14 protein-coding genes are annotated in these 17,587 nt (G+C 61.3%); 2 read left to right on the top strand and 12 right to left on the bottom strand.

Annotation, left to right across the window (positions count from 1 at the left end):
* Positions 1-9: 9 nt before the first annotated feature.
* Complete coding sequence (locus IGW04_RS06285) at positions 10-1,842, bottom strand: putative bifunctional diguanylate cyclase/phosphodiesterase (protein WP_194712192.1); 1,833 nt, start codon at positions 1,840-1,842, stop codon at positions 10-12.
* 159 nt (positions 1,843-2,001) lie between these two features.
* Positions 2,002-2,598: a DUF924 family protein gene (locus IGW04_RS06280; RefSeq protein ID WP_194712191.1), complete on the bottom strand. Its 597-nt coding sequence runs from the start codon at positions 2,596-2,598 to the stop codon at positions 2,002-2,004.
* Between the two features lie 296 nt (positions 2,599-2,894).
* Between IGW04_RS06280 and cls the strand changes: the two genes are divergently transcribed.
* Positions 2,895-4,262 carry a cardiolipin synthase gene (cls, locus tag IGW04_RS06275; RefSeq protein ID WP_228526893.1) on the top strand — a complete coding sequence of 456 codons (1,368 nt, stop codon included), beginning with the start codon at positions 2,895-2,897 and terminating at the stop codon, positions 4,260-4,262.
* A gap of 17 nt (positions 4,263-4,279) precedes the next feature.
* Here cls and serA read toward each other — a convergent pair whose 3' ends face one another.
* Positions 4,280-5,476: a phosphoglycerate dehydrogenase gene (gene serA / locus IGW04_RS06270; RefSeq protein WP_194712189.1), complete on the bottom strand. Its 1,197-nt coding sequence runs from the start codon at positions 5,474-5,476 to the stop codon at positions 4,280-4,282.
* Positions 5,477-5,563: 87 nt separating this feature from the next.
* Between serA and IGW04_RS06265 the strand changes: the two genes are divergently transcribed.
* Positions 5,564-6,346, top strand: coding sequence for a ferredoxin--NADP reductase (locus tag IGW04_RS06265; RefSeq protein WP_194712188.1), 783 nt, complete (start codon positions 5,564-5,566; stop codon positions 6,344-6,346).
* A gap of 256 nt (positions 6,347-6,602) precedes the next feature.
* Here IGW04_RS06265 and IGW04_RS06260 read toward each other — a convergent pair whose 3' ends face one another.
* From IGW04_RS06260 to IGW04_RS06220, 9 genes are all read right to left on the bottom strand, one after another.
* Positions 6,603-8,681: a 3-hydroxyacyl-CoA dehydrogenase NAD-binding domain-containing protein gene (locus IGW04_RS06260; RefSeq protein WP_194712187.1), complete on the bottom strand. Its 2,079-nt coding sequence runs from the start codon at positions 8,679-8,681 to the stop codon at positions 6,603-6,605.
* Positions 8,682-8,890: 209 nt separating this feature from the next.
* Positions 8,891-10,135 carry a branched-chain amino acid ABC transporter substrate-binding protein gene (locus IGW04_RS06255; protein WP_194712186.1) on the bottom strand — a complete coding sequence of 415 codons (1,245 nt, stop codon included), beginning with the start codon at positions 10,133-10,135 and terminating at the stop codon, positions 8,891-8,893.
* 117 nt (positions 10,136-10,252) lie between these two features.
* Positions 10,253-10,957, bottom strand: a complete 705-nt coding sequence (locus IGW04_RS06250; protein WP_194712185.1) for an ABC transporter ATP-binding protein — start codon at positions 10,955-10,957, stop codon at positions 10,253-10,255.
* Positions 10,954-11,721, bottom strand: coding sequence for an ABC transporter ATP-binding protein (locus tag IGW04_RS06245; RefSeq protein ID WP_194712184.1), 768 nt, complete (start codon positions 11,719-11,721; stop codon positions 10,954-10,956). The genes IGW04_RS06250 and IGW04_RS06245 overlap by 4 nt, the downstream gene beginning before the upstream one ends.
* The gene (locus tag IGW04_RS06240) at positions 11,718-13,025 is read right to left on the bottom strand and encodes a branched-chain amino acid ABC transporter permease (RefSeq protein ID WP_228526892.1); all 1,308 of its coding nucleotides are present in this window, start codon (positions 13,023-13,025) and stop codon (positions 11,718-11,720) included. The genes IGW04_RS06245 and IGW04_RS06240 overlap by 4 nt, the downstream gene beginning before the upstream one ends.
* An 8-nt stretch (positions 13,026-13,033) precedes the next feature.
* Positions 13,034-13,981, bottom strand: coding sequence for a branched-chain amino acid ABC transporter permease (locus IGW04_RS06235; RefSeq protein WP_194712182.1), 948 nt, complete (start codon positions 13,979-13,981; stop codon positions 13,034-13,036).
* A gap of 345 nt (positions 13,982-14,326) precedes the next feature.
* Positions 14,327-15,979: a 3-(methylthio)propionyl-CoA ligase gene (locus IGW04_RS06230; RefSeq protein WP_323744820.1), complete on the bottom strand. Its 1,653-nt coding sequence runs from the start codon at positions 15,977-15,979 to the stop codon at positions 14,327-14,329.
* 110 nt (positions 15,980-16,089) lie between these two features.
* Entirely contained in the window at positions 16,090-16,686 is a 597-nt protein-coding gene (locus IGW04_RS06225; protein ID WP_194712181.1) for an HD domain-containing protein, read from the bottom strand.
* A 9-nt stretch (positions 16,687-16,695) separates the two neighbouring features.
* Complete coding sequence (locus IGW04_RS06220; RefSeq protein WP_194712180.1) at positions 16,696-17,472, bottom strand: class II aldolase/adducin family protein; 777 nt, start codon at positions 17,470-17,472, stop codon at positions 16,696-16,698.
* Positions 17,473-17,587: the final 115 nt, after the last annotated feature.

Below are 17,587 nucleotides of genomic sequence, written 5' to 3'. Positions count from 1 at the left end.
AAAGGACGGTCATGCGCTGCTGGTCTGGGACATCTGCCGCAGCAAAAACTCCGGCGGCAAAGGTTTGCTGTAGTAATAGCCCTGATATTCATCACAGCCGAGGGACTTCAGAAGCGCCAGCTGCTCCGGCGTCTCCACGCCTTCGGCCACCACGCGCAATGCCAGCGCGCGCGCCATGTTGACCACGGCGGCGACAATGGCGGTGTCGCCGGCGCTCTTGCCGAGGTCGCGCACAAAGGACTGGTCAATCTTGAGAATGTCGATCGGCAGCGCCTTCAGCACAGACAGCGAGGAGTACCCGGAGCCGAAATCATCAATCGCGATGGTGATGCCGCCCTCGCTCATCTCGCGCAGCATGGCGCTGGCCCGCTCAAGGTCGCGCATCAACAGTGATTCGGTGATTTCCAGCTGCAGAAGACGCGGCGACAGCCCATGCTCGCGCAGCAGGCCAAGCACATGGGCTGGCAGGTCCGCATCGATCTGCGGCAACGCGATATTGATGGAAACAGGCAGGTTGGCCATGGTTGGGCACTCCTGCCAGGCATGCACCTGGTCGCAAGCGCTCTGAACAACCCAGCGGCCTATCGGCGCCAGCATGCCGCCGTCGGAGGCCTGCTGCAGGAACTGCGCGCCATGCACCAGCCCCAGGCGCGGATGGCGCCAGCGCAGCAGCGCCTCGAAGCCGACCACCCTGGACGTCATGATGTCGACCTTGGGCTGAAAATGAAGCTCGAATTCCTCGCGCTCCAGCGCAAGCTGCAGTTCCTGTTCAAGCAGCACACGCTCCTGCACACGGGCGTTAAGCTCTTCATGAAAGAACTGGATGCTGCCGCGGGCCTGCTGCTTGGCGTGATACATCGCCATGTCGGCATGCTTCATCAAAATCTGCACCGAGTTGCCATCCTGTGGATACAGGCTGATGCCTATGCTGACCGACGTTTTCAGCGCATGCAGGCCAACCTCGCATGGCGGCGTATTGGCCTGCACGATCTTGCGCGCCACCGCGGCGGCATCGGGGTAGTCGGGAAGTCCTTCCATCAGCACCACGAATTCATCGCCACCCAGGCGCGCCACGACATCGGATTCACGCACTGCGCCAGATATCCGGGCGGCGACCTGAATCAGCAAGGCATCGCCCACGTCGTGACCGAGCGTGTCATTGATGGTCTTGAAGCGGTCCATGTCGAGGAACAGCACCGCCAGACCCCGGCTGGTCCGGTTGGCCCGGATGATGGCCTGCTCCAGCCTTTCCATCAGGGAGCGCCTGTTATACAGGCCGGTCAGGGGGTCGCGCGTGGCCAGCCCGTGGGCACGCTCTTCCGCCTGCCGGCGCTCTATGATCTCGGCCTGCAGAGCCGCATTGATCTGCTTCAGGTCCTTCATGCGCTGCACCTGAAGGTCGCGATTGAGCTCCGCCAGCTCCTCGGCCTGCCGTTGCAGCAGCAGGTTCTTCTTGGCCAGCTCGACGAAAACCGCCACCTTGTTCTGCAGCACCTGGGGAATGATGGGGGTGAACAGATAGTCGACCGCGCCCTTCTGATAGCCCTTCAGTCTATGCATTTCATCGGCGTAATGGGCTGTCACGAAGATGATGGGCACTGCCGCCGACCGCGGATGGGAATGAATGATCTGCGCAGTCTCGAAACCGTCCATGCCGGGCATGCTGACATCGAGCAGGATGACTGCGAAGTGCTGCTGCAGAACATGGCGCAAGGCTTCCTCGCCTGACTGCGCGGTCACCACATCGAAATCGGACTCGCCCTGCTTGCGCAGCAGGACGCTTTCCAGTGCCAGCAGGCTGGGTGGATGATCATTGACGAGCAGGACTTTGGGCTTGACCACGGCACTCTCTTCTCTTGTCGGATAACCTCAGGCGAAACCCCGGCATTGCGCTGCCACGGTCGGGCGCATCGAGCCATTTTGCTTTAGCACCCACCAGAAGACTTGATGCAACGCAACGTGATGATGTTTTTAGGAAACCCCGAGCGCATCGCTGTCCTCTCAGAACGACGAACCCGGCTCTGCCAAAAATGCCGTTTCCTCGGGTGAGGACTGACGGCCCAAGATGGCATTGCGATGCGGGAAACGTCCGAAGCGCTCAATGACGTGCCGGTGTCTCAGCGCATAAGTCAGGAAGCCGCGGTACTGCTCCATCACGGCCTGCGGCACGGCCTGGAACAATGCTGTAAACAACCTTACCGCATGGTCCTGATCGGGCATCGATTCCGAATGCTCAAGCGGGAGATAGAAAAACACCCGCTCGATCGGCTCCAATACCTTGTCGTCGCCACGTTCCAAGCCCGCCAGGCACAACTGGCGCGCCTGCAGGTCGGAAGCGAATGCGCCCGGCGTGCCGCGAAAGATATTGCGCGGAAGCTGGTCGGTAAGCAGGATCAGCGCCAGACGTCCCCGTGGGCTGTCACTCCATTGCGCCAGTTGGCCCGCGCGCGCCACTGTGACCAGGCTGCCGAAACGCTCCGTCAATTCGGCATCGATCGCGACATCCTTGCCCCACCATAACTTCCCCTGGCGCTGCCCAGCAGCGTCGTCGGCAACGCCGCCGAACCAGTAATCATGAAGGGATTGCGCTGTTTCCATAGGGGTCTTCTTATTGCAAAACTGCATTCTAGCGACGAACCAGGGCGATGACACTCCCTAAAGTAGGGTAAGTCCCTGATAGCCAGCCTGCCCATCGGCACAAGCCGTCAAGCTCTTGCGCAAACCCGATTCTCCGGAAAATTGCCGATGCTATTCTCTATTCCATCTGGAAATGTTTCCAATTTGGGATCAGCAGACAAGTTATTCGGCACGGGGAAAACATGCATAGCGGCACCAGGCACGACACGCAAGACACAGCGGCGAATACGGCATCGCTCAGGTCCATGGGAATGCGCATGCTCGGCCTGCTGAGCGCCATCATGCTCAGTGTTGGCATGGCAGCCTGCGCCACCCTCCCGGACGTACGCGACCTGTCGCGCCAGCTCGAGCCTGCCAGCACGCCTACTGTCGCCACTCCCAAGGGCACATTGCCGCCTGCAAAGGTGGAATCACTGCTCGCCCAACGCCTGCGCAATGCCAAGAAAACCGACCTCACGGCCCTGGCTGCTCTGGAAGAGGCCGCCACCGGCAGCCCGCTCGTTGCGGGCAACAAGACCACGCTGCTGTTCGACGGCCCGGCCACCATCAAGGCCATGATGGCTGCCATCGCCAATGCGAAAGACCACGTCAATTTCGAGACCTACATTTTCGATGAGGACGAACTGGGCCTGAAATTCGCCGATCTGCTGATGGAAAAGCAGCGCGCCGGCGTACAGGTCAACATCATTTATGACAGCATCGGGACGCTCGGAGTATCGAAGGAATTCTTTCAGCGCCTGCGGGATGCCGGCATCAACCTCACTGAATTCAACCCGGTCAACCCACTAAAGCGCTTCGGCAGCTGGCGCATCAACAATCGCGATCACAGAAAGATCCTGATCATCGACGGCAAGGTCGGCTTTGCCGGCGGCGTCAACATCGCCGAAGACTATTCGCACAGTTCCTTGTTCCGCTCGCGCTCGCGCTCCAGCGCCGAGCTGGGCTGGCGCGATACCCACATGCAGATAGAAGGCCCGGCGGTGGCCAATCTGCAATGGCTGTTCATGGATACCTGGGCCAGGCAGAACAAGAATCCCCTGCCCGACCTCGACTATTTCCCGCCATTGCCTGCAGTGGGCGACAAGGTATTGCGCATCGTCGCCAGCCGTCCGGGCGGCGACTTCGAGATCTACAAGGCATTCACACTGGCGCTGCAGGAGGCCAGGACATCGATCCACATGACCAATGCCTACTTCGCGCCCGACCAGAATATCCTGGACACCCTGCTGTCAGCGGCGCGGCGCGGCGTGGATGTGAGGATCATCTTTCCCAGCCAGTCCGACGCGGGCATCGTGTACTACGCAGGCCGCTCGTTTTATACCGAGTTGCTGCAGGCTGGCGTGCGCATCTATGAATTGAAGGGCTCGGTGCTGCATGCCAAGACCACGGTGGTGGACGGCGCCTGGTCGACGGTAGGCTCGTCGAACTTCGACATCCGCAGCTTTCTGCATAACAGCGAGATCAATGTGATCGTGCTGGACGCGGCATTCGGCGCCAGCATGGAAAGCGCGTTCCAGGAAGACATCCGCAACTCCCAGGAAATCACGCTGGATGAATGGGAACGGCGCCCTGCCGCCGAACGGGTCAAGGAATGGGGTGCGCGCCGGCTGGCCTACTACCTGTAAGCCAGCCATGCTGCCGCCTATACCAGGTGGCAGCGTATCGTCGCGCTTTCGCCGCACAGCTTCTTCATCAGTGCCGGGTCGATGGGCGCATCCACGTCGGTCACTGCGTAACCCAACGCGCCGCGCGTCTGCAAGTGCTGGGCAACGATGTTCAGGCCGCTCTCGGCAAACAGCGCATTCATCCGTGCGATCACGCCAGGCTCGTTGCGGTGCACATTCAGGATGCGGCTGGCCACTTCCTTCTGCTGGTGCGCAATTTCCGGGAAATTGACGGCCGAACGCGTGGTGCCGGCCGACAGGTAACGGGCCAGCTTGTCCGATACTTCCCGCCCAATATTCTCCTGCGCCTCCTCGGTACTGCCGCCGATATGCGGCGTCAGGATCACGTTCTCCAGGCCGCGCAGCGGCGTGATGAACTCTTCCTTCTCGCTCTTGGGCTCGACCGGGTACACATCCAGCGCCGCGCCACCGAGCTTGCCGCCGCGCACGGCCGCATTCAGCGCGTCGATATCGACCACGCCGCCACGCGAGGCATTGATCAGCACCGCGGACGGACGCATCAGCGCAATGCGGTCCGCATTGAGCAGGTTCGTGGTGCCGGCGCCGCCCGGCACATGCAGGGTGACCACGTCGGCCTGGCTCAGCAGTTCCTCCAGCGGCATCGGCCTCGCATTGCCGAGGGGCAGCTTGCTTTCGGGGTCGTAATAGCAGACACGCATGCCGACGCTCTCCGCCAGGATGCCCACCTGCGCGCCGATGTTGCCATAGCCAATGATGCCCAGCAGCTTGTTGCGCACCTCGTAGGCGCCGGTAGCGCTCTTGTCCCACACGCCGCGGTGCGCGCGGGCATTCTTTTCCGGAATCCGGCGCAGCAGCAGGATGGCCTGCGCAATCACCAGTTCCGCCACGGAGCGGGTATTGGAATATGGCGCGTTGAATACCGGTATGCCCATGGTGGCAGCGGTATTGAGGTCAACCTGGTTGGTGCCGATGCAAAAACATCCTATGGTGCGCAGCTTGGGCAAGGCATGCAGCACGTCTTCTGTCAGATGGGTGTTGGAGCGGATGCCAACGGCATCGGCGTCGGACAGCGTGTCGATCAGCTCGGCGCCCGACAGCGCACGCGGCACCTGGACGATGTTGGTGAAACCTTGCGCCTGCAGATTGTCAACAGCGCTCTGATGAATCTTTTCCAGCAATACGATCTTGTTCATGGAGCCTTCCCCTCAATAAGCTGAAGGGCATTTTATGGCAGAATCGGCAATCACAAGGGGCAAGCACTTTTTTTAGAGGTTTCATCAATGACGACAGAGGCCCTGGCCAGCGACAAGGCAACCCGGATTCGCATCACCCGACTGCAACGCTGGACCGACAAGCTCATCACCTTCCGCACCACCCGACCCGACGGCTATGAATTCACGCCCGGCCAGTATGCAAGGCTGGGTTTGCACAACGGCGGCGTGATGATATGGCGCGCCTACTCGCTCACTTCCGCGCCGAACGAGGATGAGCTCGAGTTCTACGGCATCATCGTCGAGGGCGGTCAGTTCACCAGCATGCTCGATCGCCTCAAGGAGGGCGATGAACTCTGGCTGGACCGGCAGGTATTCGGCTTCATGACGCCGGGCCGCTTTGCCGACGGCGAGGATTTATGGATGCTTGCCACCGGCACCGGCATCGGCCCTTTCATTTCCATATTGCGCGACGACCAGGCATGGCGGCGCTGGCGCAGGATGGTGCTGGTGCACGGCGTGCGCCATCGGCATGAGTTCGCTTACGCCGATGAGTTGAAAGCGCTGCAGGCGTCGCATGCCGGCATCCAGGACGCGGCTGCACTGACCCTGCTGCAGGCAGTAAGCCGCGACGATCCCGGCCAATGCCTACACGGCCGTATCACCACGCTGCTGGGATCAGGCGCGCTTGAGCAGGCGGCCGGCATAGGCCTGACTGTGGAGCAGTCACGCATCATGCTATGCGGGAATCCGGCCATGATCGAAGAGACCCGCAAGATGCTGCACGAGCGTGGCATGCGACCGGTGCGGCGGATGAATCCGGGCCAGTTCGTGACGGAGAATTATTGGTGAGGTGACGTTGCAGCTTCTCTGCACCTAAGCGCCTTCCGTAGGGTGCAATACCCGAAGGGCATTGCACCATGGTCGCAGACCGGGGTGGTATTTCCAGCCGGCTTCCTTGATTAACCAATGGTGCAATGCCCCTGCGGGGTATTGCACCCTACCGAGCGCCTCGCCGAAAACGAGATAAAAAAAGCGCAGCCTTCCTGGCCGGAAGGCTGCGCCATTGTCAGCCAGACGCACTGCGCCTGGCAACGGATGCACTGATTCAGTTGAAGGTCTTGCCCTCAGCCGCCAGGCGGGCCAGCAGCGGTGCCGGCGTCCATGCCTTGCCGTGATTGCCCTTGGCGAACTTCTCCATCGCCATCACGACATTCGGCAGGCCCACGGTGTCGGCGTAGAACATCGGGCCGCCGCGGAAGACCGGGAAGCCGTAACCGGCCAGGTAGACCATGTCGATGTCGGAAGCACGCTGGGCGATGCCTTCTTCCAGGATGCGCGCGCCCTCATTGACCAGCGCATAGACCAAACGCTCGACGATCTCTTCGTCGCTGATCTTGCGACGCTCGATGCCCAGGTCGGCCGAATGCTTGACGATCATGTCGTTGACCATCTGCGACGGATAAGGCTTGCGGTCGCCCGCCTTGTAGTCGTACCAGCCGGCGCTGGTCTTCTGGCCGAAGCGGCCCATCTCGCACAGCAGATCGGCGGTCTTCGAATAAGTGACTTCCGGCTTCTCGACATAACGACGCTTGCGGATGTACCAGCCGATATCGTTGCCGGCCAGGTCGCCCATGCGGAACGGTCCCATCGCAAATCCGAATTTCTCGACTGCCTTGTCCACTTGCTCCGGCAGCGCGCCTTCCTCCAGAAGGAAGCCTGCCTGGCGGCTGTATTGCTCGATCATGCGGTTGCCGATGAAGCCATCGCACACACCCGAGACCACGCCGATCTTCTTGATCTTCTTGGACAGCGCCATCGAGGTTGCCAGCACGTCCTTGCCGGTCTTTTCGCCGCGGACGATTTCCAGCAGCTTCATCACATTGGCCGGGCTGAAGAAGTGCAGGCCGATCACGTCCTGCGGACGCTTGGTGAAGGAAGCGATCTTGTCCACGTCGAGGGTGGAGGTGTTGGACGCCAGAATGGCGCCGGGCTTCATCACTTCATCGAGCTTCTTGAACACGGTTTCCTTCACGCCCATGTCCTCGAACACCGCTTCGACAACGATGTCGCACTGGCCGATCTCTTCATAGGACAGGGTGCCGGTGATCAGGCCGACGCGCTGGTCGAACTTCTCCTGGGTCAGCTTGCCCTTCTTCATCGTGTTTTCGTAGTTCTTGCGTATCGTCGCCAGGCCCTTGTCCAGCGCTTCCTGCTTCATTTCCAGGATCTTGACCGGGATGCCGGCATTGGCGAAGTTCATCGCGATACCGCCGCCCATGGTGCCGGCGCCGATCACGGCAGCCGACTTGATCTCGCGCTTGGGCGTGTCTTCCGGCACGTCCGGGATCTTGCTGGCGGCGCGCTCGGCGAAGAAGGCATGACGCAGCGCCTTGGACTCGTTGGTCTGCACCAGTTCAAGGAACAGTTCGCGCTCGGTCTTCAGGCCTTCATCGAATTTCTGCGTGACGGCGGCAGCGACGGCTTCGACGCACTTCAGTGGCGCCGGGAACGGGCCGGCCATGGCCTTGACCGTGTTGCGCGAGAACTGCAGGAAGCCTTCGTAATTCGGGTAGTCGATCCTGATGTCGCGCACCTTGGGCAGCGGACGCACATCGGCGACCTTGTTGGCAAAGGCGACCGCGCCCTGCATCAGGTCGCCGTCGATCATCTGGTCGAACAGCTTGGTCTTGGCCAGCTTTTCCGAAGGCACAGGGGTGCCGGAGACGATCATGTTCAATGCCATTTCCAGGCCCACCACGCGCGGCAGGCGCTGGGTGCCGCCTGCGCCCGGCAGGATGCCCAGCTTGACTTCCGGCAGCGCGATCTGCGCGCCCGGCACGGCGACGCGGTAATGGCAGCCCAATGCCAGTTCCAGGCCGCCGCCCATGGCGACGCTGTGAATTGCGGCAACCACAGGCTTGTCGGCGTTCTCGATCGTGCGGATCACGGTATGCAGCGTCGGCTCGGCCATGGCCGCAGGCGTGTTGAATTCCTTGATGTCGGCGCCGCCGGAGAAAGCCTTGCCGGCGCCGGTGATGACCACCGCCTTGACTGCGGCGTCATTGAGCGCCTTGTTGACGCCATCGACGATGCCCTTGCGGGTCGACAATCCAAGGCCATTGACGGGAGGGTTGGCAAGGGTAATGACGGCAACAGCGCCATTGACTTGATATTCGGCAGTCATGTCTCTTCCTTTTAAATTGATGAAGCCTGTGTTGATCCTGTGTTGCGGTGTGGTCATGCGGCGCTGGCACGGGCATTCCAGGGCCAGGCCCGCATGAATGGGCATGCCAAAAACACAGTGCCAAACTATACCGCAGAAAAGAACGATCGTATTATTTCAAATGAAAAAAAAGCGACGCCGGCAGAGGTGCCGGCGCCGCCCTGCCCGCCTTACTGCATGGCGGGGCGCTTCATCTGGCACGAGGTGGGCTGGGCCGCGACGAAGGCATCCACCTTCTGGTCGGTGCGCCAACCATAGCCGGTGTTTTCCTGATCGTATTTCACATCCTTGCCATTGACCTTGACCCAGGTCGCGATGTAGAGCGGCTGCTGCAACTGGTGGTCGGCCTTGCGCATTTCCACTTCGCCATTGAGGCTCTTCAGTTTCATGCCTTCCATGGCGAACGCCACCTTGACCGGGTCGGTGGTCTTGGCCTCATTGAAGGCCTTGGCCAGCATCGCGATGCCGGTGTAGGTTGCCATCGCGTAGTAGTCGTCGTTGTACTTCTTCTTGAAGTTCTCGACGATTTCCTTGCCGACATAGCCTTCATTGTTGACGTTCCAGTAGCCCACGTACTTGACGCGGTCGGCGCCGGCCGCGCCCATCGCGGTCGGCACGCCGGTGGTCGAGCCGTAGTAAGTATAGAAGTCGGCCTTCAGGTCGGCATCCTTGGCAGCCTTGATCAGCAGCGCCAGGTCAGCGCCCCAGTTGCCGGTCACCACCGTGTCGGCGCCGGACGCCTTGATCTTGGCGATATAGGGCGAGAAGTCCTTCACCTGGCCGATGGGATGGAGGTCGTCGCCAACGATCTGGATATCCGGGCGCTTGCGCTTCAGATAGTCCTTCGCTGCGCGGGTGACCTGGTGGCCAAAGGAATAGTTCTGGCCGATGATGTAGACCTTCTTGATCTCCGGCTTCTTGGCCATGAAGCTGGTCATCGCCTCCATCTTCATGTCGGAATTGGCATCGATGCGGAACTGCCAGAAGCTGCACTTGCTGTTGGTCAGGTCGGGGTCGACCGCGGCGTAATTGATGTACACCACTTCCTTGCCGGGGTTGCGTTCATTGTGCTTGTTGATCGCGTCCAGCAAGGCGGCGGCAGCGGCCGAGCCATTGCCCTGGGTCACATAGCGGTAGCCCTGGTCGATCGCGCTCTTCAACTGCGACAGCGATTCCTGCGGGCTGGCCTTGTTGTCGAAGCCGACCACCTCGAAGGTATGGGCGCCGGCCCATTTTTCCTTGTTGGCGATGTCGGCAATCATCTGCCAGCTGTTGAGAATGCCCTGGCCCACCGGCGCGAACGGCCCGGACAGCGGGTCGATGAAAGCAATCTTGATCTTGTCCGCCAGAGCCGCGGACGGCAGGCAGGCAGCGACGAGCGAAGCGATGACAAGCGAGCGAAGTTTGATAGCCATTTTTGTCTCCGTATAAGAATTAATGGACTGCACTGACTTCTGGTAACGCACGGTAACGCACTTTGATTCTAGCGACTTCCCGACCAAACCCAAACGTGTTTCATTGCCTCCTGTTCGTCAGACTTCGAGCCATTCGCGGCGCACCGCCGCATTGGCGCGCAGATCCGCCGGCGTACCCTCGAACACGATGGAGCCATGCCCCATCACATAGACCCGCTGCGAGATTTCCAGCGCGATCGCCAGCTTCTGCTCCACCAGCAGCACCGAAATGCCGCGATCCTTCAGGGTGTTGAGATACTGCGCCACCAGGTCGACGATCTTCGGCGCCAGCCCTTCGGTCGGCTCGTCGATCATGATCAGGTCAGGGTCGCCCATCAAGGTCCGGCACAGGGTCAGCATCTGCTGCTCGCCGCCGGACAGCACGCCGGCAGCCGTATGCTGACGCTCCTTCAGACGCGGAAACATTTCGTACATGTCCGCCAGCGACCAGCGTGATTTCCTGCCTTTCTTCTCTCCCAGCAGCAGGTTCTGCTCCACCGTCAGGGTCGGGAAGATGTCGCGGTTCTCGGGCACGTAGCCCAGGCCCTTGTAGGCTATCCGGAAGGCCTTCTCGCCGATGATTTCCTCGCCCTTGAAACGGATCGAACCGGTCGCCTGCACCTGCCCCATGGCCGCCTTCACGGTGGTGGAGCGCCCTACGCCGTTGCGACCCAGGAGGCTGACGATCTCGCCCTCTCCTACGGTCAGGTCAACGCCATGCAGCACATGGCTCTTGCCGTAATAGGCATGCAGATCCTTGATTTCCAGCATCGCCTTGCTCATGCATGTTCCTCCGCCGGCGCATGGCCGCCCAGATAAGCTTCCTGCACCCGGGCGTTGCCCCGGATATTGGCCGGCGTGTCGCAGGCGATCACTTCGCCATAGACCACGACGGCGATCTTGTCGGCCAGGCCGAATACCACGCTCATGTCATGCTCCACCATCAGCAGCGTCTTGCCCTCGGTGACCCGGCGGATCAGTTCCACCGCATGGTCCGACTCGGAGCGGCTCATGCCCGCTGTAGGCTCGTCGAGCAGGATCACATCGGCGCCGCCGGCGATCGTGATGCCGATCTCCAGCGCGCGCTGCTCGGCATAGGTCAAGAGGCCGGCGGCGGTATTGCGCCTGCGGCGCAGGCCGATCTGCTCCAGCACCGCTTCGGCCCGCTCATGGGCGTCGCGCAGGCCGTTGAGCCGGTTCCAGAAGGAATACTTGTAGCCAAGCGACCAGAGCACCGCGCAGCGCAGATTCTCGTACACCGTCAGGCGGTGGAAGATATTGGTGATCTGGAAGCTGCGCGACAGCCCGCAACGGTTGATCTCGAACGGCTTCATGCCGACGATGCTCCGACCGTTGAGCAGGATGTCGCCGGCGCTGACGCCGAAGCGACCGGAGATCAGGTTGAACAGCGTGGACTTGCCGGCGCCATTCGGGCCGATGATGGCGTAACGCTCGCCCTTGGGTACCTGCAACGTGGCGCCACGGATGATTTCGGACTTGCCGAAACTCTTGCGCACGTCCTTCAGCTCGACGGAATAAGCGCTCATGCATGCTCCTTGCGGATCAGTTCTTCGATTTCCAGGTTGGCCTGATCCCAGGCCTGCCGGAAGGCGGGACGGCCGCGCCAGAACATCAGCGCACCAACCGCGACCAGTACCAGCGCGATCAGCCAGCCGGTGACGCCCGCGGCATCGACCTCGGCGCCGAACAGGCGCATCACGGTGCCATTGGCCGACTCCAGCGTCAGGTGATACAGCATTTCGATCACCATCACGCCGCCTATGCAGGCAAGCAGCGTGGCCGCGATCATCAACAGCAGCCGTGGCGCGACCATGCCGAAGCGCTTGTAGACCATCAGCCGCAGATTCATCATCAGGATGCTGGCAATGCCGCCGGGCGCATACATCACGATCACGATGAAGAAGACGCCGAGATACAGCTGCCAGGCCTTGGTGAAGTCCGACAGCAGCACGGTCAGGAACACGCCTACCACCGCGCCGATCAGGGGGCCGAAGAAGAAGCCCACGCCGCCGATGAAGGTAAAGAGCAGGATGGCGCCGGAGCGCACGGCACTGACGTTTTCCGCGGTGACGATCTCGAAGTTGATGGCGGACAGCCCCCCGGAAATGCCGGCGAAGAAAGCCGACAGGATCAGCGTCAGGTAGCGCACCCACTGGGTGTTGTAGCCGATGAATTCCACCCGCTCCGGATTGTCGCGCACCGCGTTGATGATGCGGCCAAGCGGCGTCTGGGTGAAGGCGAACATGCCGACCGTGCTGATGAACAGCCAGAACGCAATCAGGTAGTAGACCTGGATCTGCGGACCGTAGCTGATGCCGAACACCTTCTCACCCATCACCCGGTTGGTCGAGATGCCGCCCTCGCCGCCGAAGAAGTCGGGAAACATCAGCGAGCAGGCAAACACCAGTTCAACGATGCCCAGCGTGATCATCGAGAAGGTGGTGCCGGACTTCTTGGTGGTGACATAGCCGAACAGCACGCCGAACAGCATGCCGAAGACGCCGCCCACCAGCGGGATCAATGACACCGGTATCGGCAGGCTGCCGCCGCTGGCCAGGTTCATCGCATGGATGGCGAAGTAGGCGCCCAGCCCTGAATACACCGCATGGCCGAAGGACAGCATGCCGCCCTGGCCCAGCAGCATGTTGTATGACAGGCCGAAGATCATCACCGTGCCCATCTGGCACAGGATGGAAAGCGAGGCGCCCTTGTTGAAGATCAGCGGCGCCACCACCAGCAGGATGGCGAACAGGCTCCATACCAGCCAGCGGCCCAGGTTGATCGGCGCAAAGCGCATCGACGTCGTCGTGACGGAAGTGGTGTTGCTCATGATCGTGCTCATCCTTCCCTCGTCCCCATGAGACCTTTCGGCCGGAATATCAGTATCAGCACCAGCAGCAGGTAAGGCAGGATGGGCGCTGTCTGTGCAATCGTCAGGTTCAGCACCGAGAAGCCGGGCGTGCCGGGGCCGATGCTCAGTCCCAGACCTGAAAACAGCGTGACCAGTGAATAGTCCAGGGCCACCGCGAAGGTCTGCAGCAGGCCGATCAATAGCGACGCCACCAGAGCCCCTACCAGCGAGCCCATGCCGCCGACCACCACCACCACGAAGATGATGCTGCCCACCGTGGCCGCCATGCCCGGCTCAGTGACGAAGGCATTGCCGCCGATGACGCCGGCCAGGCCCGCCAGCGCACAGCCGCCGCCGAAGACCAGCATGAACACGCGCGGCACATTGTGGCCAAGCGCCTCCACCGCATCGGGGTGGGTGAGCGCCGCCTGGATCACCAGGCCGATGCGGGTGCGCGTGAGCAGCAGGTAGATCGACACCAGCATCAGCAGCGCGATGAACATCATGAAGCCGCGATACATCGGGAAGGTCGTGGTGTAGAGGGTAAACAGCGGCCCGTCCATTTCGGCCGGTATCGGATAGCGCACCGCGGCGCGGCCCCAGATCAGCTGCACCAGTTCTACGATCACATAGGACAGGCCAAAGGTGAACAGCAGCTCGGGTATGTGCCCATACTTGTGCACGGTGCGCAGTCCATAGCGCTCCACCACGGCGCCCACCACGCCCACCAGCAATGGCGCGATCACCAGCGCCGGCCAGAAGCCGATCTTGGCGCTGATGGTATAGGCGAAATACGCGCCCAGCATGTAGAAGCTGGCGTGCGCGAAGTTGAGCACGCCCATCATGCTGAAGATCAGGGTCAGTCCCGATGACAGCATGAACAGCAGCAGGCCGTAGGCAAGCCCGTTAAGCAAGGTAATTAGCGTGAATTCCATCCGACTTCCCCTTGATGCAGATACATACAGCGAGGTCCGGCGCGTGCGCGTTACGGCGCGACATGGCGTGATGTGCCTTGCGACGATGCAAAACGCCATCGCCGGGATCTCGGGTTGATGGCGAACCGGCGCAGTGAGTCGCGCGCCGGCCGCCGCTGGATCAGGCCGCCAATGCCGCCGCTGGCGCGGCGACGCGGATGTGGGCAGGACAGGGAGGGCTGTGTGCGGGCGTAGCGCCGCTGGTGCGTGCAGTCATGCTGTCTCTTCCTTATAGGTATTTTGTGTTTTGACTATATCGGCGCGAATGCCGACTGTAAAGCCGCATTCGCGCCTGACTGGCATTATTCAGGCACCAGGCAAAACATGGTCGCGGAAGCTTTCACGGATGCGGTTCTTCAGCACCTTGCCGGTGGCGCCGATCGGCAGAGCATCGATGAACGCGACATCGTCCGGCGTCCACCACTTGGCGATCTTGCCTTCGTAGAAGGCCAGCAGTTCCTCCCGGCTGACATCCATGCCAGGCCGCTTCACCACCACCAGCAGCGGGCGTTCATCCCACTTAGGATGGAACACGCCGATGCATGCCGCCTGCAGCACCGCCGGGTGCGACATCGCGATGTTCTCGAGGTCGATGGTGCCGATCCACTCGCCGCCGGACTTGATCACGTCCTTGCTGCGGTCGGTGATCTGCATGTAGCCTTCCGGGTCGATGGTGGCGACGTCGCCGGTCGGGAACCAGCCATCTTCCAGCACGTCGCCGCCCTCGCCCTTGAAGTAGGATTCGATCACCCATGGGCCCCTGACCAGCAGGTTGCCGTAGGTCTTGCCATCCCAGGGCAGCTCCTTGCCGGCATCGTCGACGATCTTCATGTCCACGCCGAAGATCACATGGCCCTGGCTCTCCAGCTTGGCCTCCTTGGCTTCTTCCGGCAGGTCCATGTGCTGCGCCTGCAGGGTGGCGGCGGTGCCCAGCGGCGACATTTCCGTCATGCCCCAGGCATGCACCACTTCGATATCGTACTTGTGGCGCAGTGTCTTCATCATTGCCGGCGGGCAGGCCGAGCCGCCGATCACGGTGCGCTTGAAGCTGGAGAAAGCGAGATTGTTCTGCGCCACGTAATTGAGCAGGCCCAGCCATACCGTGGGCACGCCGGCCGAGAAGGTCACTTTCTCCGACTCGAACAGTTCATAGAGCGACTTGCCATCCAGCGCGGGGCCGGGAAAGACCATCTTGGCGCCGGTCAGCGGTACCGAATACGGCAGGCCCCATGCATTCACATGGAACATCGGCACGACTGGCAGCACCGCATCGCGTCCGGATACATTCAATGCATCCGGCATGGTCGACGCATAGGAATGCAGCATGGTCGAACGGTGGGAGTACAGCGCGCCCTTGGGATTGCCGGTGGTGCCCGAGGTGTAGCACAGGCTGGAGGCGGAGTTCTCGTCGAACAGCGGCCATTCGTAGTCATCGGAATTGTTCTCGATGAGGTCTTCGTAGCACATCAGGTTCGGGATGGCGCTTTGCGCCGGCATGCGGTCACGGTCGCACAGCAGGATATAGCCCTTGATGGTCTTGCAGTGCTGCGCCACCGACTCGATCAGCGGCAGGAAGGTCAGCTCGAACAGCAGGTACTGGTCTTCCGCATGGTTGGTGATGTAGGCGATCTGGTCGGGATGCAGGCGCGGGTTCAGGGTATGCAGCACCGCGCCGGAGCCGGATACCGCATAGTAGGCCTCGAGGTGCCGGTAGCCGTTCCAGGCCATGGTGGCTACCCGGTCGCCCATGCCGACGCCGAACCCCTTCAACGCATTGGCCAGCTTGCGCGAACGGGTATGGCAGTCGTGATAGGTATAACGATGGATGTCACCTTCGACCCGCCGAGACACGATCTCGTTCTTTCCAAAATACCTGTCTGCGTGCTTGATGATGCTGGAGATGAGCAGCGGCTGGCTCATCATCTGCCCCATCAGGGGGCTGCGGGGATACTCCGACATCTGGTCTCCTGGGCTGTTGTAAATGGTGTCACGGATTCTGGTACGACCGTACTAAAACCGTCAATCACTTTCGATGCTGCGACGCATCAACCCCAGCCCAGGCAGCTATTTCATTCGACGGCAGCGCGATAAATCGAGTTTTTCGGCTTTGCCATCACGCGCCGCAACATGGGCTCGAAAAAGCTCAGCGGCAAGGTGTCATAGTCCGGATCGAAGGCCGGCGCATCGTACTTCTCGCAGAACTCCAGCGTCCGGTCATACAGCGGCTGGCCAGCGAACTGGTCGCGCAGGTTGCGGTCCAGCCCAAGATGGTGAAAGAAGTAATAGCCCTGGAAGACGCCATGCTTTTCCACCATCGCCAGGTTCTCCGGGCTGACGAAAGGCTTCAATATCGCCGCGGCGATGTCGGGATGATTGAAGCTGCCCAGCGTGTCGCCGATATCGTGCAGCAGCGCGCAGATCACGTATTCCTCGTCCTTGCCGTCGCGGTGGGCGCGGGTGGCCGTCTGCAGGCTGTGCGTCAGGCGATCCACCGGAAAGCCGCCGCAGTCGCCTTCGAGCAGGCGCAGATGCGCCATCACGCGGTCTGGCAATACGGCCGAGTAATCCCTGAATTCCCTGGAGATGATGGCCCAGTCGGCAGCGGTGCCGTCCTGCATGTCGCGGAAGGTGGCGCGCGCTTCCGGCTTGTCCTTGATGTTTTCCATGTCGTCTCCTCAATCGCGCCAGGATGTATCGACCCGGTCCAGCCGGCGCAGCAGCCCCGGCCATGCCAGCATCCCGCCTTGCGATTTGGTCGCCACCTTGGACTGCCGCATCGCGCCGTCGATGATGGCTTGCGGAATCATGGTCAGTTCGCCGCCGCCGGCCTGGGCACGGATCTGGATGTTGCAGGCCGCCTCAAAAATGTACATGTTCAGGAAGGCATCGGCGATCGTCTTGCCCACGGTCAGAAGGCCATGGTTGCGCAGCATCAGGTAGGTGTTGCGGCCGAGGTCCTCCACCAGGCGCGGCTTTTCCTCTTCGTTCAATGCTACGCCCTCGTAGCCGTGATAGCCCAGGCTGGAAAGCACGAAGATGGATTGCTGCGACAACGGCAGCACGCCGTTCTTCTGGGCCGATACCGCCACGCCATTCAGGCTGTGGGTATGCAGCACGCACAGCGCGTCATGCCGGACCGCATGCACCGCGGAGTGGATGGTGAAACCGGCCGGATTGATCGGGTAAGGCGAATCGTCCAGCTTGTTGCCATGGATATCGATCTTCACCAGCGAGGACGCGGTGATCTCGTCGAACATCAGGCCATAGGGATTGATCAGGAACTGGTCTTCGGTGCCGGGCACGCGGGCGGTGATGTGGGTAAACACCAGGTCGCTCCAGCCAAAGTCCGCCACCAGGCGATAGCAGGCGGCCAGGTCCTGGCGAACCTGCCATTCCTCGGCCGAGACGCGCTCGCGCAGGGAAGGAAAGCTCAAGGTTTCGGGTGCGTTCATATCGGTCTCTCTCATGTCTGTCAAAATACGGGCGCCGCCGCCGGCTGCGCGCTTCGGTTGTTCTGCGAACCGTGGGCGACAAGTATCGACGCAGTACAGGTGCCCAGACTGTCAA

It is taken from the genome of Noviherbaspirillum soli (genome assembly GCF_015352955.1).
Classification (GTDB): Bacteria; Pseudomonadota; Gammaproteobacteria; order Burkholderiales; family Burkholderiaceae_D; genus Noviherbaspirillum_A; species Noviherbaspirillum_A soli.
This window is presented reverse-complemented; position numbering and strand designations above follow the sequence as displayed.

Bases quoted from the DNA above. Each gene is read 5' to 3' on its own strand.
- IGW04_RS06280 (WP_194712191.1), bottom strand. From the start codon at position 2,598: ATGGAAACAGCGCAATCCCTTCATGATTACTGGTTCGGCGGCGTTGCC.
- cls (WP_228526893.1), top strand. From the start codon at position 2,895: ATGCTCGGCCTGCTGAGCGCCATCATGCTCAGTGTTGGCATGGCAGCC.
- serA (WP_194712189.1), bottom strand. From the start codon at position 5,476: ATGAACAAGATCGTATTGCTGGAAAAGATTCATCAGAGCGCTGTTGAC.
- IGW04_RS06265 (WP_194712188.1), top strand. From the start codon at position 5,564: ATGACGACAGAGGCCCTGGCCAGCGACAAGGCAACCCGGATTCGCATC.
- IGW04_RS06260 (WP_194712187.1), bottom strand. From the start codon at position 8,681: ATGACTGCCGAATATCAAGTCAATGGCGCTGTTGCCGTCATTACCCTT.
- IGW04_RS06255 (WP_194712186.1), bottom strand. From the start codon at position 10,135: ATGGCTATCAAACTTCGCTCGCTTGTCATCGCTTCGCTCGTCGCTGCC.
- IGW04_RS06250 (WP_194712185.1), bottom strand. From the start codon at position 10,957: ATGAGCAAGGCGATGCTGGAAATCAAGGATCTGCATGCCTATTACGGC.
- IGW04_RS06245 (WP_194712184.1), bottom strand. From the start codon at position 11,721: ATGAGCGCTTATTCCGTCGAGCTGAAGGACGTGCGCAAGAGTTTCGGC.
- IGW04_RS06240 (WP_228526892.1), bottom strand. From the start codon at position 13,025: ATGAGCAACACCACTTCCGTCACGACGACGTCGATGCGCTTTGCGCCG.
- IGW04_RS06235 (WP_194712182.1), bottom strand. From the start codon at position 13,981: ATGGAATTCACGCTAATTACCTTGCTTAACGGGCTTGCCTACGGCCTG.
- IGW04_RS06230 (WP_323744820.1), bottom strand. From the start codon at position 15,979: ATGTCGGAGTATCCCCGCAGCCCCCTGATGGGGCAGATGATGAGCCAG.
- IGW04_RS06225 (WP_194712181.1), bottom strand. From the start codon at position 16,686: ATGGAAAACATCAAGGACAAGCCGGAAGCGCGCGCCACCTTCCGCGAC.
- IGW04_RS06220 (WP_194712180.1), bottom strand. From the start codon at position 17,472: ATGAACGCACCCGAAACCTTGAGCTTTCCTTCCCTGCGCGAGCGCGTC.